This is a genomic window from Actinoplanes sp. NPDC051851 (assembly GCF_040681165.1).
GTDB lineage: Bacteria > Actinomycetota > Actinomycetes > Mycobacteriales > Micromonosporaceae > Actinoplanes.
In genome coordinates this window covers 204,464-225,483 of record NZ_JBFAYF010000004.1, presented here as the reverse complement: position 1 = coordinate 225,483, position 21,020 = coordinate 204,464, and the positions used below count along the sequence as shown (strand labels likewise).

The 21,020-nt window shown below is 71.4% G+C and carries 18 protein-coding genes and 1 pseudogene; 12 read left to right on the top strand and 7 right to left on the bottom strand.

The window, feature by feature from the left end:
* Nucleotides 1-50: 50 nt before the first annotated feature.
* From lpdA to AB0M08_RS06470, 3 genes and pseudogenes are all read left to right on the top strand, one after another.
* Entirely contained in the window at nt 51-1,430 is a 1,380-nt protein-coding gene (lpdA, locus tag AB0M08_RS06480; protein ID WP_364489428.1) for a dihydrolipoyl dehydrogenase, read from the top strand.
* Between the two features lie 26 nt (nt 1,431-1,456).
* A pseudogene (gene nudC / locus AB0M08_RS06475) lies at nt 1,457-2,318 on the top strand (NAD(+) diphosphatase).
* Between the two features lie 111 nt (nt 2,319-2,429).
* Complete coding sequence (locus AB0M08_RS06470) at nt 2,430-3,497, top strand: lysylphosphatidylglycerol synthase transmembrane domain-containing protein (protein WP_364489425.1); 1,068 nt, start codon at nt 2,430-2,432, stop codon at nt 3,495-3,497.
* Here AB0M08_RS06470 and AB0M08_RS06465 read toward each other — a convergent pair.
* Both AB0M08_RS06465 and AB0M08_RS06460 read right to left on the bottom strand, forming a co-directional pair.
* On the bottom strand, nt 3,485-4,939 hold the full coding sequence (locus tag AB0M08_RS06465; RefSeq protein WP_364489422.1) for an aldehyde dehydrogenase family protein: 1,455 nt from the start codon (nt 4,937-4,939) through the stop codon (nt 3,485-3,487). The two genes, AB0M08_RS06470 and AB0M08_RS06465, sit on opposite strands and share 13 nt — an antisense overlap.
* Before the next feature lie 215 nt (nt 4,940-5,154).
* Complete coding sequence (locus AB0M08_RS06460) at nt 5,155-7,668, bottom strand: HAD-IC family P-type ATPase (protein ID WP_364489419.1); 2,514 nt, start codon at nt 7,666-7,668, stop codon at nt 5,155-5,157.
* Between the two features lie 180 nt (nt 7,669-7,848).
* On the opposite strand from AB0M08_RS06460, the gene AB0M08_RS06455 reads away from it, so the two are divergent.
* Genes AB0M08_RS06455 through AB0M08_RS06435 form a run of 5 tightly spaced genes read left to right on the top strand, consistent with a single transcriptional unit; the run spans nt 7,849 to nt 11,813 of the window.
* Nucleotides 7,849-8,802 carry an ABC transporter substrate-binding protein gene (locus tag AB0M08_RS06455; RefSeq protein WP_364489416.1) on the top strand — a complete coding sequence of 318 codons (954 nt, stop codon included), beginning with the start codon at nt 7,849-7,851 and terminating at the stop codon, nt 8,800-8,802.
* On the top strand, nt 8,802-9,494 hold the full coding sequence (locus AB0M08_RS06450; RefSeq protein WP_364489413.1) for an ABC transporter permease subunit: 693 nt from the start codon (nt 8,802-8,804) through the stop codon (nt 9,492-9,494). The genes AB0M08_RS06455 and AB0M08_RS06450 overlap by 1 nt, the downstream gene beginning before the upstream one ends.
* Nucleotides 9,491-10,219 (top strand): ABC transporter permease, encoded by a 729-nt coding sequence (locus AB0M08_RS06445; RefSeq protein WP_364489410.1) that lies wholly within the window; start codon nt 9,491-9,493, stop codon nt 10,217-10,219. Before AB0M08_RS06450 ends, AB0M08_RS06445 begins: the two co-directional genes overlap by 4 nt.
* Nucleotides 10,216-10,971, top strand: a complete 756-nt coding sequence (locus tag AB0M08_RS06440; RefSeq protein ID WP_364489407.1) for an ABC transporter ATP-binding protein — start codon at nt 10,216-10,218, stop codon at nt 10,969-10,971. The genes AB0M08_RS06445 and AB0M08_RS06440 overlap by 4 nt, the downstream gene beginning before the upstream one ends.
* On the top strand, nt 10,968-11,813 hold the full coding sequence (locus tag AB0M08_RS06435) for a helix-turn-helix domain-containing protein (RefSeq protein ID WP_364489404.1): 846 nt from the start codon (nt 10,968-10,970) through the stop codon (nt 11,811-11,813). The genes AB0M08_RS06440 and AB0M08_RS06435 overlap by 4 nt, the downstream gene beginning before the upstream one ends.
* 167 nt (nt 11,814-11,980) lie before the next feature.
* Here AB0M08_RS06435 and AB0M08_RS06430 read toward each other — a convergent pair whose 3' ends face one another.
* The 3 genes from AB0M08_RS06430 to AB0M08_RS06420 all read right to left on the bottom strand — a co-directional run bounded on the left by AB0M08_RS06430 (nt 11,981) and on the right by AB0M08_RS06420 (nt 14,897).
* Nucleotides 11,981-12,532: a hypothetical protein gene (locus tag AB0M08_RS06430; RefSeq protein WP_364489401.1), complete on the bottom strand. Its 552-nt coding sequence runs from the start codon at nt 12,530-12,532 to the stop codon at nt 11,981-11,983.
* Nucleotides 12,529-13,359, bottom strand: coding sequence for a DUF6313 family protein (locus AB0M08_RS06425; RefSeq protein ID WP_364489398.1), 831 nt, complete (start codon nt 13,357-13,359; stop codon nt 12,529-12,531). Before AB0M08_RS06425 ends, AB0M08_RS06430 begins: the two co-directional genes overlap by 4 nt.
* Before the next feature lie 410 nt (nt 13,360-13,769).
* Nucleotides 13,770-14,897 (bottom strand): M15 family metallopeptidase, encoded by a 1,128-nt coding sequence (locus AB0M08_RS06420; RefSeq protein WP_364489395.1) that lies wholly within the window; start codon nt 14,895-14,897, stop codon nt 13,770-13,772.
* Between the two features lie 157 nt (nt 14,898-15,054).
* On the opposite strand from AB0M08_RS06420, the gene AB0M08_RS06415 reads away from it, so the two are divergent.
* Genes AB0M08_RS06415 through AB0M08_RS06405 form a run of 3 tightly spaced genes read left to right on the top strand, consistent with a single transcriptional unit; the run spans nt 15,055 to nt 18,843 of the window.
* Nucleotides 15,055-16,539: an APC family permease gene (locus tag AB0M08_RS06415; protein ID WP_364489392.1), complete on the top strand. Its 1,485-nt coding sequence runs from the start codon at nt 15,055-15,057 to the stop codon at nt 16,537-16,539.
* A gap of 28 nt (nt 16,540-16,567) precedes the next feature.
* The gene (locus tag AB0M08_RS06410; RefSeq protein WP_364489389.1) at nt 16,568-18,157 is read left to right on the top strand and encodes an amidohydrolase; all 1,590 of its coding nucleotides are present in this window, start codon (nt 16,568-16,570) and stop codon (nt 18,155-18,157) included.
* A 59-nt stretch (nt 18,158-18,216) separates the two neighbouring features.
* A complete protein-coding gene (locus tag AB0M08_RS06405) occupies nt 18,217-18,843 on the top strand; it encodes a TetR/AcrR family transcriptional regulator (protein ID WP_364489386.1) in 627 nt (208 codons plus the stop codon).
* A gap of 30 nt (nt 18,844-18,873) precedes the next feature.
* Here the strand turns inward: AB0M08_RS06405 and AB0M08_RS06400 are convergent, their stop codons facing one another.
* Together AB0M08_RS06400 and AB0M08_RS06395 are read right to left on the bottom strand one after the other, a co-directional pair.
* Nucleotides 18,874-19,086, bottom strand: coding sequence for a Txe/YoeB family addiction module toxin (locus AB0M08_RS06400; RefSeq protein WP_364489383.1), 213 nt, complete (start codon nt 19,084-19,086; stop codon nt 18,874-18,876).
* A gap of 95 nt (nt 19,087-19,181) precedes the next feature.
* Entirely contained in the window at nt 19,182-19,853 is a 672-nt protein-coding gene (locus AB0M08_RS06395) for a hypothetical protein (RefSeq protein WP_364489380.1), read from the bottom strand.
* A 119-nt stretch (nt 19,854-19,972) separates the two neighbouring features.
* On the opposite strand from AB0M08_RS06395, the gene AB0M08_RS06390 reads away from it, so the two are divergent.
* Nucleotides 19,973-20,950, top strand: coding sequence for an erythromycin esterase family protein (locus tag AB0M08_RS06390; protein WP_364489620.1), 978 nt, complete (start codon nt 19,973-19,975; stop codon nt 20,948-20,950).
* The last annotated feature ends 70 nt before the right edge of the window (nt 20,951-21,020 follow it).

Below are 21,020 nucleotides of genomic sequence, written 5' to 3'. Positions count from 1 at the left end.
CGTCACCATCGGCACTGAACGGACGGCCGCCGCGCCGTAGGGTCACTGGCATGAGCGAACATTTCGATCTGGTCGTGCTGGGCGCGGGCCCGGGCGGCTACGTCGCGGCGGTCCGCGGTGCTCAGCTCGGGCTCTCCGTCGCGGTCGTCGAGGAACGCTACTGGGGCGGGGTGTGCCTCAACGTGGGGTGCATCCCGTCCAAGGCCCTGCTGCGCAACGCCGAGCTCGCGCACATCTTCACCCACGAGGCGAAGACGTTCGGCATCGACGGCACGGTCACCTTCGACTTCGGCGCGGCGTTCACGCGCAGCCGGTCCGTCGCCGACGGGCGGGTCAAGGGCGTCCACTACCTGATGAAGAAGAACGGGATCACCGAGATCTCCGGGCGGGGCGTCTTCACCGACGCGAACACGCTGCGGGTCGGCGACCGGATCGTCGCGTTCGACCACTGCATCCTGGCCCCGGGTGCCACGCCACGCCTGCTGCCGGGCACGTCCACGTCGGAGCGCGTGGTCACGTACGAGGAGCAGATCCTCGACGGCCGGCTGCCGGAGAGCATCGTCATCGTGGGGGCCGGGGCGATCGGGGTCGAGTTCGCGTACGTGCTGCGCAACTACGGCGTCGAGGTGACCATCGTGGAGTTCCTCGACCGGATGCTCCCGCTGGAGGACGCGGACGTGTCGGCCGAGCTCCGGCGGCAGTACCGCAGGCTCGGCATCGACGTGCGGCTCGGCACCAGGGTCGAGGGGATCGACGAGCGCGCCGAGACGGTCCGGGTCACCGTGTCGCGCAACGGCGTCCGCGAGGTGCTGGAGGCGGAGAAGGTCCTGCAGGCGATCGGCTTCCGGCCCAACGTCGAGGGGTACGGCCTGGACAAGACCGGGGTACGCCTGACGCCGGCCGGCGCGGTGGAGATCGACGACCACTGCCGCACGAGCGTCCCGCACCTCTTCGCGATCGGTGACGTGACCGCCAAGCTGATGCTCGCGCACGCCGCCGAGGCGATGGGTATCGTCGCCGCGGAGACGATCGCCGGCGCCGAGACGATGACCCTGGACTACCGGATGATCCCGCGCGCCACCTACTGCCAGCCGCAGGTGGCCAGTTTCGGTCTCACCGAGGAACAGGCCCGCGAGCAGGGGTACGCCGTCAAGGTCGCCAAGTTCCCGTTCACCGCGAACGGCAAGGCGCACGGCCTCGGCGACGCGACCGGTTTCGTGAAGATCCTCAGTGACGCGACGTACGGGGAACTGCTCGGCGCCCACCTGATCGGCCCGGACGTGACCGAGTTGCTGCCGGAGCTGACCCTGGCCCAGCAGTGGGATCTGACCGTGACCGAGCTGGCCCGCAACGTGCACGCCCACCCGACGCTCGGCGAGGCGGTCAAGGAGGCGATCCACGGTCTGGCCGGTCACATGATCAATATGTGACGTCCCCGCCGTGGTAGGCAGGTTTCATGCTGACGGCCGAACTCGCGTACTCCGCCACCCCGCACGACCGGGCCCCGGCCCCTCCGGAGCGATCCGGAGTGGGTGGCGGAGCAACTGGCCCGCCCCGACGCCCGGGTCATCCCGATGTGGCGGGGCCGGTGCCTGCTCCGGGACGGCCGCCCGGTCCTGTCCGGCGGGCCCGTCGAGGCCGAGCAGATCGTCCTGCTCGGCCTCGACGGGGAGACGCCGGTCTTCGCCGCCGAGATCGCCGACGCCGACGCGGACGAGGGGGAGACCGCCGACCTGCGCTCGCTCGTCGCCTCTCTCGCCTCCCCGGAGGCCGCCACCCTGGCGTACGCCAGAGGTCTTCTGCACTGGAATCGCACCACCCGGTTCTGTGGCTCCTGCGGCTCGCCCGCGATCAGCACCCAGGCCGGTCATGTCCGGGTCTGTTCCGGTTGCGAGCGCGAGCTCTTCCCCCGGATCGAGCCCGCCGTGATCGCGCTGATCGAGGCGCCCGGCCCGGAACCGCGCTGCCTGCTCGCCCGGCACGCCGGCGCGGCACCCGACCGGTTCGCGTTGATCGCCGGATTCGTCGAGATCGGCGAGAGCCTGGAGGCCACCGTCCGCCGCGAGGCGTTCGAGGAGGCCGGGGTCACCGTGGGTGAGGTCGGCTACCAGGGCTCGCAGGGCTGGCCCTTCCCGGCGGGCCTGATGATCGGCTTCCGCGCGCGGGCGCTCAGCGAGCACATCGCGGTCGACGGCGCCGAGCTGGCCGAGGCCCGCTGGTTCACCCGTGACGAGGTGATCGAGCGGGTCGCCACCGGCGCGGGCGCGGGTCCGGGCGACTCGATCGGCGGTGCCCTGCTGCGCTCCTGGGTGGAGTAGGGCTTCTGGGGGAGCAGGGCTTCTGGGGGAGTAGGGATACCGCAGGTGCGGTATGCCGGTTGCCTGCGTGCGGAGGACGACGGGGGCACGGGAGTCGGGAACGCTGAGGACATGTCCGTCATGAACATCAGTCGCCGCCGGTGGGTGGGATACGTCCTGCTCGCCGTGGTTCTGGCGATCATGGTGGTCACCCTGCGCGATCGTCTGCCCGGCCTGGGCGCGCTCAGCGCCGCCCTGCGCGCGGCGGATTGGCGGTGGGCCTGCCTGGCGGTCCTCTCCGGCCTCTTCTCCCAGTTCGCGTACGCCGAACAGCAGCGCCGCCTGCTCTCCGCCTTCGGGGTACGGGTACCGCGCTACCGTGCGCTGGCGGTGACCTACGTGCGCTCGGCGCTGAGCATGGCACTGCCGGCGGGCTCCGCGGCGTCGGCGGCGTACGCGTTCCAGGCGTACCGCCGGCACGGCGCCACGTCGGCGGTCTCGGCCGCGGTCACGCTGCTCTCCACGGTGGTGACCGTGCTCTCCCTGGCCCTGCTCTACGCGGCGGGCTGGTCCGCCCTCGGCGCGTTCGCCGCGGTCGTGATCGGCGCCCTGCTCTGGGCCCTCTTCCGCCGGGCCGGTTCGCCCCGTGCCGCACATCTACGACTCTTCGTGAAGGTGCGATTCAGGCGTGAACGCGCCGGTGCCGAGCCCGATCGGCGCGGCGCGGCATCCGGGTGGACCGGCCGGCTGTTCCGGCGGTTCGACGTGGGGCAGGCGATCCGGGACGCGCGTGACGTGCCGGCGCGGACCTGGGCCGTCGCGCTGCTGGCCGGCGCGGTGAACTGGCTGCTCGACATGGGCTGCCTGGTGCTGGCCGCGGCCGCGTGCCGGGTCGACGTCGGCTGGACCCGGCTGGCGCTGATCTACCTGGCCGTGCAGGCGGTCCGGCAGATCCCGATCACCCCGGGCGGGCTGGGCCTGATCGAGACCAGCATGCTGACCGCGCTGATCGCGGCGGGCGCACCGCAGGCCACCGCCGCCGCGGTGGTGCTGATCTACCGGCTGATCTCGTTCTGGCTGATCCTGCCGGCCGGGCTCGCCGCCCACCTCACCCTGCGTGCCGGTTCCGGGGGCGGAGCGCACCGGGACCCGCTCGCGACGGCGGCGGGCCCCGGGCAGTTGGTCGATCAGAACGGGTAGGGGGCGATCTCCGGGCGTACGGTCAGCCACTGCGTCTCGGTGAACGCCTCGATGTTGGCGGCCGCGCCGCCCGCCCGGGCGCCGTTGCCGGAGTCCTTCACCCCGCCGAACGGCGCGTTCGCCTCGTCGCCGACGGTCTGCTCGTTGATGTGCACCTTGCCGGACTCGATCCGGTCGGCGACCCGCATCGCCGTGCCGACGTCGCCGAGGATCGCCACCGAGAGGCCGTACTCGCTGGCGTTCGCGAGCTCGACCGCCTCGTCCAGGGTGGCGTACCGCATCACCGGGGCGACCGGGCCGAAGATCTCCTGGGTCCACGCCGGGTTCTCCGTCTTCAGGTCGGCGAGCACCGTCGGGCGGTAGCACGGGCCCTCGGCCACGCCGCCCGCCGCGAGCCGGGCGCCGGACCTCACCGCGTCCTGGACGATGCCGTCGATCCGGCTCAGCTGGGCGCCGTCGATGATCGGGCCGAGCGCGACCGGGCCGCTCGCCGGGTCGCCGACCGGCAGGTGCGCGGCCTTCGCGGCGAGCGCGGTCACGTAGTCGTCGTAGAGCGACTCGTGGACCAGGTGCCGCCCGGTGGTCATGCAGATCTGGCCCTGGTGCATGAACGAGCCGAACGCCGCGGCCGACACCGCCTTCTCCAGATCCGCGCCGGGTAGCACGATCATCGCGTTGTTCCCGCCCAGCTCCAGGTGGGCGCGCTTGAGCAGGCGGCCGGCCGTCTCGCCGATCACCCGTCCCGCCCGGGTGGAGCCGGTGAAGGCGATCACGCGTACCTCGGGGGCCTCGACCACGGCGGCGCCGACCGCGGCGTCCCCGGGGAGCAGCGAGAGCAGGCCGGACGGCAGTCCCGCCTCCTCGAAGATCCGGACCAGGCTGACGCCGCCGCTGACCGCGGTCCGCGGGTCCGGCTTGAGCAGCACCGCGTTGCCGAGCGCGAGCGCCGGGGCGACCGCCCGGATCGACAGGATCAGCGGGAAGTTGAACGGTGCGATCACCGAGACCACGCCGGCCGGCCGCCGTCGCGCGAAGGACCAGCGCTCTTCGTTGGTGGCCAGCACGTCGCCGCCCGGGTGGGTGGGCAGCGCCGCGGCCTCGTAACACTCGTTCGCCGCGATGTGCGTCTCCAGCCCGGCCTTCGGCGGGATCGCGCCGGACTCGCGCACGATCCAGCTCTCCACCTCGGCGGCGTGCTCCTCCCAGAGCATCCCGGCCCGGCGCAGCACCGCCGCCCGCTCCTCGGGCTTGCGCGCTGCCCACTCCCTCTGCGCCCGCGCGGCGATCGTGGCCGCTTCCCGTACGTCGTCGGCGGTCGCCACCCCGAAGACCCCGAGCGTCCCGCCGGTGGCCGGTTCGATCGCGTCCGCGGTGCCGCCGCGGGACTCCCGCCAGCCGTCCACGAAGATCTTCCCGCTCCAGCGGCCGTCGAACAGCGTCATCCTCGCCCCTTGCCTCGGTTCCTCGATCGGCTTCCTGATCGGCAGCCACCACCGGCCTGCGAAGAAATGATCTCGAAACATTGCGCGCGCAACTACCCCTGGCCTCCCATTCAGCGGAAACCCACAGCCGGCCCTCAGCCCGCGTGAGTCACCCGTAGCGCCGCGGGTGTGTGCGGGCTGGTGAGGCACCCCCGGGAGCCGGCCGGGACCGGGAGTCAGCGGGAGAGGTGGGCTACTCCGAGGGCGCGGTCGAGCAGGCGGAAGCGGAAGGCCAGGGTCAGGGCGCCGAACCACAGGAGGAGGGCGGGCGGGACGATCAGGGTGACCGGCAGGGAGGGGCCGAGCAGGCCGAAGTACGTCCAGAGCACCGGTACGTTGATGACCACCAGGAAGGCCACGAACAGGGCGGCCACCAGCCAGGCCGGGCGCCTGTCGTCGGTCGGCGGGGTCCACGCGGCGAAGAAGCGGGACGGCGGCGCCAGCATCAGGATCAGCACGAACGACGCGAAGCAGAAGAACGTGGAGAGCCCGGTCTGCGCGGTGATGGTCGCCGCCGCCGTGGTGAAGTCGGTGTCCGAGCCGTACGTGAGCCCGGTGAACCGCTCGTACTGGTCGATGACCTCCTCCGGGGTACGGCCGTAGCTGAAGCCCACGGTGACCGCCTCGTACAGGGCGGTGTAGACGGCCGTACCGAAACCCGCCGTGACGATCGACGCGGGCAGGACGAAGCGGGCCATGTTCGAGAAGAGCCTCTTGTCGGGCGCGGTGGGCTTCGCCCAGAAGGTCAGGAAGAACGTCGGCACGCCCACCGTGAACAGGGTCAGCCCGACCTGCGTGGGCGAGTACGGGAACCCCAGCTGCAACATCGTCACCGCGAGGATCACCAGGCCCTGCGAGGCGACCCGGGCCATGAAGACGTAGAGCGACATCCCGATCCCGTTGAGGATCTTGCGGCCCTCGTGCTGCGCGGGTGGCAGCGCCGCGAACGAGTCGTCCACCAACACGATGTCCGCGACGTCCCGGGTGACCGCGCTGCCGCTGCGCATCGCGACGCCGACCTGGGCCTGCTTGAGCGCCCGCGCGTCGTTGACCCCGTCGCCGATCATCGCGACGTACCGGCCCTGGCGCCGTAGCGAGCGGACGATCCGTTCCTTGTGCTCCGGGGCGACCCGGCCGAAGACCGTGGTCCGCTCGACCACCTTGTCCAGCGCCGCGTCGTCCAGGTCGTCGAGCTCGTGGCCCGGCACCGGGGCGCCCGCGTCCAGGCCCGCCCGGTCGGCGATGGCGGCCACCGTACGCGGATCGTCCCCGGACAGCACCTTGAGGTCGACGCCACCCTCCCGGAACCGCCGTACGGTGTCCGGCACCTCGGGCCGCAACTCGTCGGCGAGCGCGACCAGCCCGACCGGCTCGAGCATCGGCAGGTCCGGCCGCCCGGCCTCGTCGCGCAGTGACGCGCCCGAGTCCTCGGCCCGGGCCAGCAGGAGAACCCGCAGGCCACGCCCGGTCCGGTCGGTCACCTCACGCTGCGGAACCGGTTTGCGGAGCCGTGCCGCGAGGGCGTCCGGAGCGCCCAGCACCCAGACCTCGTCGTCCGCGGTGACCATCCCGGACCAGCGCAGCGAGGAGGAGAACGGCACCTCGTCGCGCAGCTCCCAGGACGGCCCGGAGAGCGCACCGGCGAGGGCGAGAGCGGTCAGGTTCGGGGTCTCCGCGTTGTGCGCCAGGCCGCCGAGCGCGTGGGCCACCTCGGCGTACTCGCACTCGCCGAGCGGGACGATCTCGTCCACCGCGAGGTTGCCGGTGGTCAGCGTGCCGGTCTTGTCGGTGCAGACCACGTCCACGTTGCTGACCGATTCGACGGCGTTGACCTGCTGGACCAGCGCACCCTCCTTGGCGATCCGCGCGGCGCCGGCCGTGTACGCGACCGCGATCAGCAGGAACAGGCCGTAGGGGACCAGCCCGGAGAGCACCGCGGTGATCTGCACGACGCGCAGCACGGTGAAGCCCTCGATGACCGCCTGGGTCACGATCGCGCCGCTCATCAGCACGACGAGCACGATCACCAGCCGTACGGTGAACTCGATCTTCCGTTGTAGTGGGGTCTTGTCCGTGGTGGTCTGCCGGGCCTCCGAGGTCAGTCGGCCGGCGTAGCTGTGCGCGCCGACGTCCCGGGCCAGCTGATGACCGTCTCCGGCCACGCAGAAGCTGCCCGAGCGGAGGTCGTCGCCGGGGTGCTTGACGACCGGATCCGATTCCCCGGTGAGCAGCGACTCGTCCGCCTCCAGCCGCCCGCCGTCGAGGAGCGGGCCGTCCACCACGATCTGGTCGCCGGCGCGTACCCGCAGTACGTCCCCGCGGACCAGCTCCTCCGGCAGGATCTCCCGCTCGTGGCCGTCCCGGACCACCAGCACCGCGCTCCGGTCCAGCAGCTGCAGCCGGTCCAGCTTCCGTTTCGCCCGGATCTCCTGTGCCGCGCTGATCAGCGCGTTGATCAGGCCGAGTCCGACACTGATCAGGGCGTCGCTGTACCTCTGGAGCACCAGCAGCGCCGCGCCGATGACGAAGAGGATCAGGTTGAAGAACGAGAAGACGTTGGTCCGCAGGATCTCCCCGTAGCTCCGGGTGTTCCCGTTGACCGCCGCGTTCCCTTCCCCGCGCCGCTGTCGCTCGGCGGCCTCCGCCTCGCTGAGCCCGGCGATCGGCGCCTCCGCCACCTGTTGCACCATCCCGCCTCCCGCGCTGGCTACGCCCCCTTCATCGCAGGGTAATTGCCTCGTTCGAGGTAAATGAGCAGTTTGCCGGGCCTGGTGTGCCCCCTACCCGGGTCGGTGGCAAGACTGCCACCAAGGGATAGAAAATAGTTGATCTCTTGACGGCGTCGGCATCGGCTGCGAACGATGATTTTCATGCGCAGACCCGGCGTGTTCCTTCTGGTCGCGATCATGGCGGCGGTCGCGGCGTGTGGTGACGGCGGTGCCGCCCCGTCCGCTTCCGGCGGTCTTCTCAAGGTACGGGTGGCGACCATCGGCGTGTCCGGCGCGGCCGCGATGGTGCTGGGCGTGAAGCAGGGTGTCTTCCGCCGGGCCGGGCTCGACGTGGAGGTGGTCGCCTCCGAGGCGCCCGCCGTCGTCCCGTCGGTGGTCTCCGGCGCGGCCCAGATCGGCTTCCTCAACGCGCCCGCCGTGCTGTTGGCCCGTGCCAACGGGGTGCCGGTGCTCTCCGTCTCGAACACCTCGACCAACCCGGCGAACGCGGCGGACAACTTCATTCAGCTGCAGGTCGAGGCGGACGGGCCGGTCAAGGCGCCGGCCGACCTGGCCGGGCGGACGGTCGCCGTGGACACCCTCTACCAGCTGCCCCACCTGTCGATCCTGAACGCGCTGAAGACCTCCGGCGTGGACGTGTCCCGGGTGAAGTTCACCGAGATGCCGTTCGCCTCGATGCCGGACGCGCTCGCCGCCGGTCAGGTCGACGCGATCCTGCCGGCCGAGCCGTTCGTGACGCTGGGGCTGGCGGCGGGCGCGACCGACCTGCTCTCCGCGAGCGTGGGCCAGACGCCGACGATGCCGCAGTCGGTCTTCCTCGCCTCCGAGACGTACGCCAAGGGGAACCGGGCGACGGTCGAGAGGTTCCGGACGGCGCTCACCGAGGCCTGCGCGTACGCCGAGGCGCACCCGGACGAGCTCCGCGCCGTACTCCCGACCTACACCAAGGTGCCGGTCGCGCTGGCCGGCAAGATCAGGCTGCCGCATTACACCACGGCCGAGGACGCGGCCGGGTGGCAGCAGTGGGCCGCCGTCCTCGAGGACCAGAAGATCACCAAGAAGGACGTCTCCGCCGACGGGGCCTACTTCACCTGATGAGGGGAGTGACCGGCTTCGCGGTGCTGCTCCTCGGCTGGGAGGGGCTGCGGATGCTGCGCGTCCTCCCGCCGACCGCGGCGCCGGGTGTCCGGGACGTCGTCGCGTCCGCCGACGCCGGCCTGGTCCGGGCCGCCGGGGAGACGCTGCTGGCCTGGGCGCTCGGGCTGGCCCTGGCCGCGGTGATCGGGATCGGTCTCGGGGTGCTGGTCGGTCTCTCCCGGTGGGCGGACGACGCGACCCGGCCGACCACCGAGTTCCTCCGGCCCATCCCGGTGGTGGCGCTGATCCCGGTGGCGATCGTGCTGATCGGGATCGACACCCGGATGCAGGCGGCGCTGGTCGGTCTCGCCTGCCTCTGGCCGTTGATGATCTCCACCCGCTTCGGGGTACGGGACGTCGACCCGCTGCTGATCGAGAGCGGCCGCGTGCTGGGCGCCTCGGGGCTGCGGCTGGTCACCCGGGTGACCTGGCCGGCGGCGCTCCCGGCGATCCGGACCGGTCTGCGTACGGCCGCGTCGCTGGGCATCGTCGTCGCGATCGCGGTGGAACTGGTGGCGGGGAGCCCGGGGCTGGGCCACTACATCGCGCAGCAGCAGGCGGCCGGCCAGATCGCCGCCTCGTACGCGGGAGTGCTGGTCTCGGGCGTGCTGGGGTGGGCGATCTCCGCGACGTTCCGGACCCGGTCATGATCGGCCTCGCCGTCGTGGGCGTGCTGCTCCTGCTCTGGGAGATCGCCGGGCGGGCCGGCCGGACCGGTCTCTTCCCGCCCTTCACCGACGCCCTCGCCGCCCTCACCGACCTGCTGACCTGGGACTCCCTCCGCACCGACGTGCTCCCGTCGGTCGGCCGCGCCCTGACCGGATTCGCCCTCGCGGTTCTGTTCGGCACTCTGATCGGCGTCACACTCGGCTGGTTCCGCCGCCTCGAACCGTGGATTCGCCCGGCCCTCGAGTTCCTCCGTGCCGTACCGCCCCCGGCCGTCCTCCCGGTCGCCGTCCTCACCCTGGGCGCGACCGGCGCCACCCGGATCGCGGTGATCGCCGGCGGCGCCGTCTGGCCGGTTCTGATCGCCGCCCACGACGCCACCCGGACCGTCGAGCCCGGTTACCTCGACGTCGCCCGGGTCAGCGGCCTGCGCCCGGCCGCGATCCTGCGCCGGGTGGTGCTGCCCGCGGTCCTCCCGGCCCTGCTCGCCGGCGCCCGGATCGCCCTCGGCATCGCCCTGATCATGATGGTGATCAGCGAGATGATCGCCGCGACGGCCGGGCTCGGCTACGTCATCCTGCAATCCCAGCGGATGTACGCCGTCGACCAGATGTACGCCGGCATCCTGCTGCTCGGCACCCTCGGCTGGCTGATCACCGCGCTCTTCACCGTGGTCGAGAGGCGACTCCTGGGGTGGTACCGGCGATGACCCTGATCCACGCGGCCGGGCTGCGCAAGAGCTACCCCGGCACCCCGGTGATCGACGAGATCACCTTCGGTCAGCAGGAGGGCGAGATCCTCGGCGTGGTCGGTCCCTCCGGCTGCGGCAAGACCACGCTGCTGCGCTGCCTCGCGGGGCTGGACCGGCCCGACTCCGGCACGCTGGACTTCGACGGCCGGCCGGTCACCGGCATCCCGCCGGACGTCTCGGTGGTCTTCCAGGAGTACAACCGCAGTCTCTTCCCATGGCTGACCGCGCTGGACAACGTGCGGTTCCCGATCACCCACCTCGGGCGTGCCGAGAGCGGGCGGCGCGCGAGTGAGATGCTCGCCCGCGTCGGCCTCGCCGAGTTCGCCGGTCACCACCCGCGGCAGCTCTCCGGCGGCATGCAGCAGCGCGTCGCGATCGCCCGCGCCGTCGTCTCGCACCCGCGCTACCTGCTGATGGACGAGCCGTTCGCCTCGGTCGACGCGCAGACCCGCGCCGACCTGGAGCTCCTCACGCTGACCATCGCCGCCGAACTCCGCCTCACCGTCCTGATCATCACGCACGACATCGACGAGGCGATCTTCATGGCCGACCGGGTGCTGGTGCTCTCCGCGCGGCCGAGTCGCGTACTCAAGGAACTTGAAGTCGATCTTGATCGTCCGCGGGACGAGGTGGAGACGCGTGCGCTGCCGGCGTTCCAGGACTACCGGCGCGAGGTGCACCACCTGATCCATCCCGGCGGTGCGCGATGACCGAGCGTCTGGTCGCCAACCTGCGCGACCTGGGCTTCTCGACCTACGAGGCCCGGTGCTACGCCGGTCTGCTCGGCGGCGGGCCGCAGACGGGTTACGCGGTGGCCAAGAGCACCGGCGTGCCCCAGCCCAAGGTCTACGAGGCGCTGCGCAAACTGGTCACCCGGGGTGCCGCCCGGCAGCTGACCGGCGTGCCCACCCGGTTCGTCGCCGAGCGCCCCGACGTCCTCTTCGACCGGATGGCCGACGAGTACGCCGCGTCCATCGCGGACGCCCGGGACGCCTCCGGCCAGCTCGCCGCCGTCCCGCCCGGCCTGGTCGAGCTCCTGCCCCAGCTCACCACCTGGCCGGAGATCCAGACCGCCGCGGTGGGCGCGCTCCTCGGCACGTCACGCTCCGCTCGTCTTTCGGGTACGCCCACCGAGCTGGCCGGCCTCGAGCACCCGCTCCGCGCGGCCCGGTCCCGCGGCGTCGACGTGACGGTGCTCCACTCCGGTGAACCCCCGTTCCCCCTGGAGGGCGCCCGCCTGATCCGCCGGGCCCGCCCCGACGAGCCACCCCGGCGCCACCTGGCCGTGATCGCCGACTCCCGCGAGCTGGTCTGGGCGGTGTCCCGGAACGGACATCAGTGGTCCGGCCTGACCAGCCGCAACGCCCTGCTGATCACGGCCGCCCGGGGCTGTCTCCAGCACGACGCCGAGCTGCGCCGGATCCTCACCGACCTCGGCCCGGAGCTGTACCGCCTCTACGGCCCGGACCTGCGCGGCCTCTCCGACACACCGACCGCTGTACACCCGGTCCCCTCCCCGGGTACGACGCCATTCGATGCCCCCGTTCCCTGACGTTTCGGTGCATGAGCGGCCCCTGCCGCTCCCCGGTCGCCTCCCAACTAGGTTCCTAGGAAGCCGAGGTGTGGTGGCCGAACACCGAACCGAATGGGATCTCGTCGCCGGCGAATCGAAGAGTCGTCCACGGCCGGAAGCGAGAAAGATCGGGGATGAAATGGTTTCTAGGCCACCGTCAGCACGTCCTCGACCGTCGCCACGAGTTTTTCTCCGCGGTCCGCCCTCAGCCGCTCGTCAAGTACTCTGGGCGCTTCTGGCTGTAGTTCTTCGAGTGGAACGGCCGACGGTGATTCGCTGAGATTCTTCGCGAACTCGTACCAGTCCGGAAGGGTCAGGTACATGGCAGGACCGTTGTTGCTCTCTCCGCGGCGGATGCAGATTATGCCGCGGGATTGGGCAACCTCGACTCGGTCGACTGCTGATGCCGCGCCACTCGCGGCGTGCCAGGTGACGCCGTCAACCCGTGCGCCCGTATCGAAATCCCTCTTGAGCAGAGCACGATCCTCGGAGGTGTGCGGAAACATGGGCCCGGCTGAACTGACGGCCGCTGCACCGAGGACCTTTTGCCGGGTTCTGAAGGCCGCGGTCATGACGCGGCGGGCTTGCTCGCGCTGCCATGCCGGATCCTCCGTGGGATGGGCGGCTTGAATCGTGGCGAGAGCGTGCCGATAGAAACTTCCCGGCACGGCTTGCGCGTCTGACTTCTTTGCCCTCATCCGCCACCAACCTTCGACTCGTCGCTTTCCCCGCAGTACGGGCAGGTCCCTCGCGGCGGTTTGAGATTGCCGGTCGAGGGGCTCTCGGATTTCTCGGTGCTCTTCCGCTCTTGCGTGATCATCAGGACCTCGACCGCGCTGCTGACAGCCAGCCGCACAGCGTCACTCTGCCGGTCGTCCGGCTTGACCGCATCGGTTTCTTTCAGGACGTAACTGACCTCGCGAGCGAAGTGGTCCTCTGCCATGCTCCAGTCGTCGTCGTGCAGGGCAACGAAGTACTCGACAAATCCGTTACCTATGCCGAAGTAGTCGGTTTCCGACCTATCGCGGAGCGACGGTATCACCAGGAGGCGAGGATCGCGGTGTGCATTGCGATTCCCGCCCGCCTTCGTGGCGCGCTTGATGGAGCGTGGCTTGCGGAGATATACCCCTTGGGGTGCGCGGCGACGCTGCAAGGTGAAGTTGACCAAGTATCCCACCACGGCGCCCGCCATGACAGGTATGACCAGCCAGCCGGCGATGGATAGGGGTACGGCGAGCCACGGATGATTCAGGTGATCCTTTTCGTCCCAGGGGGCGTTGATCGCAAGATTGATCTTGTAGGCGTTCAGCCATCCGTTCAAGATCCCGTTTGCTGTGAACAACGCGAGGTAACTGATCAGGATCGGACTGACCCACAGGGTTATGAAGTGAGAAATATTCGGAAGTCCATCTAGTGACCACCGGGCAAATTTGATCTTATCTCGGAAGGAGCGCTTGGGGGTCCGCTGCTTTCTACTCGGTGGGACTGGCGATTCCGGGGGCTGCGCGCGATCTGCTGGCGTCACGCGGTCACCGTATCGCTATCCGGCAAGCCTTTGACTCGGACTAAATTGCTGTTTTATGCGGTATTTATTCCTGCCTTCCTGAAGCTGTTCAATAATCTTGCTGGATGTGGCCCGGTGGACGCGACACCCACTGTATGGCCATTGATCGTGATCATGATTGATGGTGGGCGGGCTTTCCCTCATCTGCGTGACAGGCGTCCAACTGTGGGATTAGTCCGGGCGGATCCGTCGACCGCTGGAGCGTGAAGCACGTCTTGCCTGGTGGCTACCGGGTGGCACCAAGCACTGAGGAGCGTGCGTTCAGCCGGCCTGATCGATGGCGACCCTGCGATCCGGCGCCTGTGTCTCGGCGCTGATCGGCCGCCCGGTGACGGCCCAGAGCGGGAGTTGGCCAGCGTATGACCAGGTCGTCAGCGGTCGTTGGGGCTGAAGTGCATATAGTCCTTCAGGGTGTGCCAGCGGCCGCCCCAGAAGAAGCCGTTGCGGGTGAAGGCGGTCTCGGCGCCGCCATCGTGGATCATGCCGGTGCGGTACGGGGCGCGGGGGATCCAGGGGTCGCTGCCGGGCGGGTCGAGGTAGGTGCCGCGGATCATCGGGTTCTGGCGCGGGTTGACGTCGATGGCCAGGCCGTACGCGTGCTGGGACCAGTGGGTGGTGCCGGCGACGGTGCGGCACTCGTAGCCGCCGGTGACGATCGACCGGTCGGTGAGGCCGGGCCGGTTCACGTCGAGGGGCTGCATCACCATGATCGGGAACCGGCGTCGGTAGAGGGTGGCGAACGCCTTCTGGGTGGACCGCGCGATGCTCCTGTTGACGATCAGCCAGCCGTCCCGCCCGGCGCCCTCGAAGTCCATGTACTTGACCCAGACGCGGCGCAGGTCGGCGGCGGTGACCGGGCACTTCGGCGCGGGGCCGGTCGCGGCGGGGCCGACCGGGGTGGCGGCGGCCGAGGCGACGCCGGCGGGGGTGGCGGGGGTGGCGGTGGCCGGGGCGGTGCCGGCCGGGGCGGGGGCGGTCGGGGTGACGTCGGCCGGGGTCACCGGTTCGATCCGGCTGGCCCAGCGGGGGAGTGGGGTGGCCGGGGTGCGCAGGCTCAGCACGCCGTCCGGGCGCAGTGCGGCGTGCCGGCCGATCCGGTTCCAGCGCCGCAGGTCGGCGGCCCGCAACCGGTACAGCCTGGCGACCGTCCGCACGGTGTCCCCGGGCCGCACCACATGCCCGTCCGGTCGGATCGAGGTGACGGAATAAGGCGATGAATCCGGTGACGGCGAGGGTGGGGCCGCGGCGTTGGTGAGGGCGGCGTCGCCAGAGCCGGCTGCGGCGGAGGTGCGGACGGCGTCGCCGGAGCGGGACGCGGTGGGGGTGAGGACGGCGTCGCCGGAGCGGGACGCGGTGGGGGTGAGGACGGCGTCGCCGGAGCGGGACGCGGTGGGGGTGAGGACGGCGTCGCCGGAGCGGGGTGCTGCGGAGGACGGGTTCGCGGGTAGCGGGGCAAGGCTGAGGAGTGCGCACCCGAGTGCGATCGCAACACGCTTCACGAGCATCAAGGATCCCGCCTCACGACCACAAAAGTAGCTAAAACGGCGAAAAAGAGACTGTTTCCGCTCCGTAAAAGCCGGAAGAGATGTTGCCGCGGATCTTCACTAACCGAATGGCATTCGGTTAACGTGGCGCCACTCACCGAGGGAGGCCCGCATGGCGGAGGAGACACGGCTCAAGGCCGGGGCGCTGGGCGCCGCAGGGATCACGTTTCTGGTGGTGGCCGCCGCGGCGCCACTGACGATCATGACGGGCGTGGCGCCGCTGGCGATCTCGATCGGTGGCATCGGGGCCCCGTTCGGGTATCTCGCGGCGGGTGTCGTGCTGGCGATCTTCTCGGTCGGGTTCATGGCGATGACCCGGCACACCCGGGGTGCCGGGGCGTTCTACTCGTACATCACCCTGGGGCTGGGCCGTCCGCTCGGCGCGGCCTCCGGGCTGCTCGCGATGCTCTCCTACAACGCCCTGCAGATCGGCGTCTACGGCCTGCTCGGCACCCAGTTCGCCGCGGCGTGGACGAGGTTCACGGGTGCGGACGCGCCCTGGTGGATCTTCTCCGGAGTCGGGATCGTGCTGGTCTGGGCGCTGGGGCGGCGCGGCATCGACATCGGCGCGAAGGTGGTCGGTGTCCTGCTGATCGCCGAGAGCGCGATCCTGGTGCTGCTGGTGATCGCCGTGCTGTTCAAGGCCGGCCACCTCTCCGCGGGTACGTTCACCCCGAAGGCGCTGACCGACCCGGGCATGCTCGCCATCCTCGGCTTCTGCTTCGCGGCGTTCATGGGCTTCGAGTCGACCGCGCTCTACCGCGCCGAGGCCCGCCGCCCGGACCGGACCATCCCGCGGGCCACGTACGCCGCCGTCGCGTTCCTGGCGATCTTCTACTGCCTGGTCGGCTGGGCCGTGGTGCAGGCGTTCGGCGACGCGGACGTGGTCGCGGCGGCCGGCGCCGACCCGACCGGGCTCTTCTTCTCCGCGATGGACACCTACGTCGGGGCGTGGGCCAGCGACATCATGTACGTCCTCGTGCTGACCAGCGTGCTCGCCTCCCAGCTGGCGTTCCACAACGCGATCAACCGGTACTCGCTCTCGCTCGCCCAGGACGGCCTGCTCCCCGCCGCCCTCGGCCGGGTGCACCCGCGCTACCTCTCGCCCGCGCTGGCCGGCGGCGTGCAGAGCGTGCTCGCCGCGGTGGTGGTGGCCGGGTTCGCGATCACCGGCGCCGACCCGTACCTCCAGTTGATGTTGCTGGTGAACACGCCCGGCGCGATCGGCATCGTGGCCCTCCAGGCGCTCACCTCGGCGGCGGTGCTCGGGTACTTCCTCAAGCGGCGGGGCGTGGCCGGCGCCCGCCTGGCGATCGGCTCCGGCGCGCTCGCCACCCTGCTGCTGGCCGTCGTCCTCTATGTCCTCGTCGACAAGGTGGCGCTGCTGACCGGTGCCGACGCGAGCACGAACGCGCTGCTGGTGGCGCTGGTCCCGGCCGAGATCCTGGGCGGCGTGGCCTGGGCGCTGTTCCTCAAGGCGCGCAAGCCCGGGGCGTATCGGCGGATCGGCGGCGACGACGTCCGCCGAATTACGACAGAGGCCGGACTGAACCAGAGCGGTCCGGAGCCGGTAAGCCTGAAGGAAGTGACCGCGTGACGACGCTGAGTAGTGGGGAGGGTGCCGTATGACCGCCGCCGACCTGATCCTGATGGCGGATCGGATCCACACCATGGCACCCGGTCCGCAGCCGACCGCGATCGCCGTCGCGGGCGGGACGATCACCGCGCTCGGCGCCCGCGCGGACGCCCGTGAGTGGCGCGGCCCCGGCACCGAGGTGATCGACCTGGGCTCCGCGACCGTCACGCCCGGCCTGGTGGACGGGCACGCGCATCCGGTGATGGGCATCGGCATGACACGCGGCGTCGATCTCTCCTCCGTGCGTACCCGAAAAGGTCTTGAAGAGGCACTGCGGAGCGCCACCGCCGGACCGAGTGGATGGCTGGAGGGGTGGGGCCTGGACCCCAACGCCTTCGAGGGCGCGCCGATCACCAACGCCGTGATCGTGGACGCCGCCGGCCCCGGCGTGCCGGTCTTCCTCTCCCTCTTCGACGCGCACTCCGCGCTGGTCAGCCCGCGGGCACTGGAGCTCGCCGGGATCACCGGACCGCGTGCGTTCGTCTCCGGCGCGAGCGTGGTCTGCGACGCCGACGGGCGGCCGACCGGGCACCTGCTGGAGATGGAGGCGATCGACGTGGTGTCGGCGCTGCTGCCGGAGGACGCCCCGGCGGACCGGCGGGCCCGGCTGCGCGACCTGATGGCCCGGATGGCGGCGAGCGGCCTGACCGCGGCGAACGCGATGGACTTCGAGGAGGACTCGCTCGAGCTCTTCCAGGCCCTGGAGGCCGATGGTGAGCTGCCGCTGCGCTGGCGGTGCGCGCCGTTCACGATGCCCGGCACCGACCTGGCCCACGTGATCGAGCGGCAGCGGCACGGCGGCCGGCGGTGGCGGGTGGAGGGCGCCAAGTTCATGATCGACGGGACCATCGACGGCGGCACGGCGTGGCTGGACGAACCGGACACGCACGGCGAGTCGACGGCCTGCTTCTGGCCGGACCCGGCGGAGTACGCGGCGGCCGTCCGGAAGTTGGCCGGCCAGGACATCCCGATCGTCACGCACGCGATCGGCGACAAGGGCATCCGGTACGTGCTGGACACCCTGGCCGGGCTGCCCCGCCCGCGGGTGCCGCACCGGATCGAACACCTGGAGACCATGCCGTCCGAGCTGGTCGGCCGGTTCGCCGCGCTCGACGTGACCGCGAGCATGCAGCCCACCCACTGCACGCACTACACCCGCGCCGACCACAGTGACAACTGGTCGCAGCGGCTCGGCAAGCAGCGTGCCGACCGCGCGTTCCGGGCCCGTGACCTGCGAGATCGGGGCGCCCGGCTGGCGCTCGGCTCGGACTGGCCGATCGCGCCGTTCGACCCGCGCGGGATCCTCGCGGCGGCCCGGCTGCGGCGTCCGGCGGGCGCTCCGGCGACCGATCCGGTCCTGCCCGAGCAGGCGCTGACCGCCCGGATGGCGCTGGAGGGTTACACGGTCCAGGCCGCCGCGGCCGCCGGTCTGGCCGGCGTCTCCGGCCGGATCGCCGTCGGGTTCCGCGCCGACCTGACCGCTTTCGGTCTGGACCCGCTCACCGCCGATCCGGACGAGTTCGCCGAGTCCCCGGTCCCGCTCACGGTCGTCGACGGCACGGTCGCCCATCGCCTCTGAAGATCTCTTGGGTACGGTCGGAGTCCGCGGCACCCGCCGTCCCTGCCGAGGAGTCCCGCTTGCCCCGCCCCACGGTCCCGCTGCTCTCCCGCGAGCAGATCGCGGCCGCCGCCCTGACGCTGATCGACGAGACCGGCACGTTCACGTTGCCCGGTCTCGCCAAGGCTCTGGGTGTCAGCGCGTCCTCGATCTACCACCACTTCCCCGGCGGCCGTGAGGCGATCATCGAGGCGATCCGCGGCCTGCTCGCCGGGGAGAGCCTGCGGGCCGACCCGGGCGCCGCGGACTGGCGGGAGACCACGGTGGCCTGGGCGCGGGCGTACCGGGCGAGCTTCGCGCGGCACCCCCGGGTGGTCCCGATGATGACCGCGCAGACCGTCTCCGACCCGCTCACCCTGGCCGGTTACGAGAGCCTGGCCCGGGTGCTGCGCGGCGCCGGCTTCCGCGACGAGGACCTGCTGCACGCGGTCACCATCCTGGACTGCTTCATCCTCGGCTCGGCCCTGGACGCGGGCGCCCCGCTGGACGTCTGGGCGGCGTCCGACGACCCGGATTCGGTCCTGGGCTCGGCGATCCACGCCAGCCGCGCCCTGCCGGGCGACCGCTCCCAGGGCTCCTTCGAGATCGGCCTGCGCATCCTGCTGACCGGCCTCGCCGACCTGCCGCACACTCCGGCGGTCAGCTGACGTGGGACGCGGCTCGACGGTGACCGGTCGCTAGTGGTAGCGGCAGGAGAGGATCTCGATCTGGCCCTGGGCGTCCGTCACGCGGTACCCCAGCCGGTGCTCCTGGGTGATGCGGCGTGACGCCCAGCCCGACAGGTCGCCCTTGAGGAGTTCCGGCTTGCCGATGCCGCCGTCCTCGCCGCGCCGGATGTCCTTCTCGGCCAAGCGTCGGCGCAGTTCGCGGCCGTCAGATCGTACAACCATGGCGGTGGTTCGACCACGGCCCGAGACGTGCGGGCGGGAGGAAGGCCGCGCCCCCTCGGAGCGCGGCCTTCCCGTCGTGGTGGTGGTGCGGTGGATCAGAAGAAGCCGCCGGGGCCGCCGGGACCACCGCCCGGGCCGCCGGGGCCACCGAAACCGCCGAAGCCGCCGTGGTGGTGGTGGCCGAGGCCCATCAGGCCGTCGAGCAGGAGCATGCCGCCGACCGTGCCGGCGCCGGCCGCGAGCGCGGTCTTCCACCACGGGGTGGCGTAGTAGCCGGCCGGCATCGGGCGGCCGTCGCGGTAGCCGCCGGCGTAGTAGTACGGGTTGGCCGCGGTGGCCTGCGGGGTGACCCGGTAGCCGCCGTAGACCTCCTGCTCGGCGTAGACCGTGCCGATGCCGGCGTGCGAGACGGGCTGGGGCAGCTCGGGGCCCGGGTCCAGGCCCATCGCGGAGCGGGCGGCCCGGACGTACGCCAGGCCCTCCAGCGCGGTCTCGCGGACCAGCGCGTACTGGTGGACGGTGTGCGCCTGGGCCAGCTGCGACCCGGCGGCCTGGTGACGTTCGGTCGCGTCGAGCAGCGCCTGGCGGGACGCGCCGCCGTCGTCGCGGAGGTTGACCAGCTGGCCGCCCAGTCGTTCGTACCAGCGAACCGCGTCGGCCCGCGCGTCCGACAACGCCACGTCTTCCCGGCCGGCCGCGCCGCGGCGGCCATTGAGCAGGAAGACTGCGGCCCCAACACCCAGCAGCAGAACGAGAAGAAGAATCATGTCCCTAACGATGCGCGGGGTTTCTGGGGTGTCACCCTCAGTTCGCTGTGCGTCTGCTTTGAGCCGATATCCCGTGATAAGACCTGGTGGTGCGAGGTTATGGCGACGAGGTCGCCGGGCTGGCCGTGCCGCTGGAGGTCCCGGACGACCTCGGCGTGCTGCTGGACCGGATCGGCGGCGCGCGGGTGGTGCTGCTCGGCGAGGCCACCCACGGTACCCACGAGTTCTACACCTGGCGGGCCGCGATCACCCGGCGGCTGATCGACGAGGCCGGGTTCTCGTTCGTGGCGGCCGAGGCGGACCGGCGGGACTTCGAGGGCGTGGACCGGCACGTACGGCTGGTGCCCGGTGCGGACGCCGACCCGCTGCCGTCGCTCGGCCGCTGGCCCACCTGGATGTGGGCGAACGCCGAGGTCGCCGACCTGGTCCGGTGGCTGCGGGCGCGCAACGCCGAACGGGACCCCGCCGGCCGCGCGGGCTTCCACGGGCTGGAGGAGCGCTCCTCGACCGAGTGGGGCGGTCGCGAGGCGTGGAACGACCGCAGCTGGAAGATGGAGGTCGAGATCTGTCGCCTGCTGGAGCTGCACGGGCCCGGCAGCCGCGCCGTGGTCTGGGCGCACAACACGCACACCGGTGACGCGCGGGCCACCCGGATGGGCGCCGAGGGTGGGATCAATCTCGGTCAGTTGGTGCGTCAGCGGTACGGCCGTGAGAACGTCGCCCTGGTCGGCTTCGGCACACACCACGGGATGGTGATGGCGGGCGACTCCTGGGGTGCCCCGATGCGCGCGGTGGCGCTGCGCCCGGCCCGGCGCGGCTCGCTGGAGGCGGTCCTGCACGAGCACGCGCCGCCGCGGTCGCTCTTCGTGTTCCCGGAGCGCGGCCGGGGCCTGCGGCTGCTCTCCGGCACCCTCGGGCACCGGGCGATCGGCGTGGTCTACCACCCCGAGCTGGAGGACCGGGACACGTACGTGCCGACCGTGCTCGGCGACCGCTACGACGCGTTCTGCTGGTTCGCCGAGACCTGGGCGGTCCGCCCGGTGCCCACCCGCACCGTCGACACCCGGGCGCCGGAGACGTACCCCGCCGGTGTCTGACGCTTTTCGTTCAGGTTTCGCGGAATCCGGACGAAGAGGAGGGGTGACGCCGCGAACGGAATGAGTACCT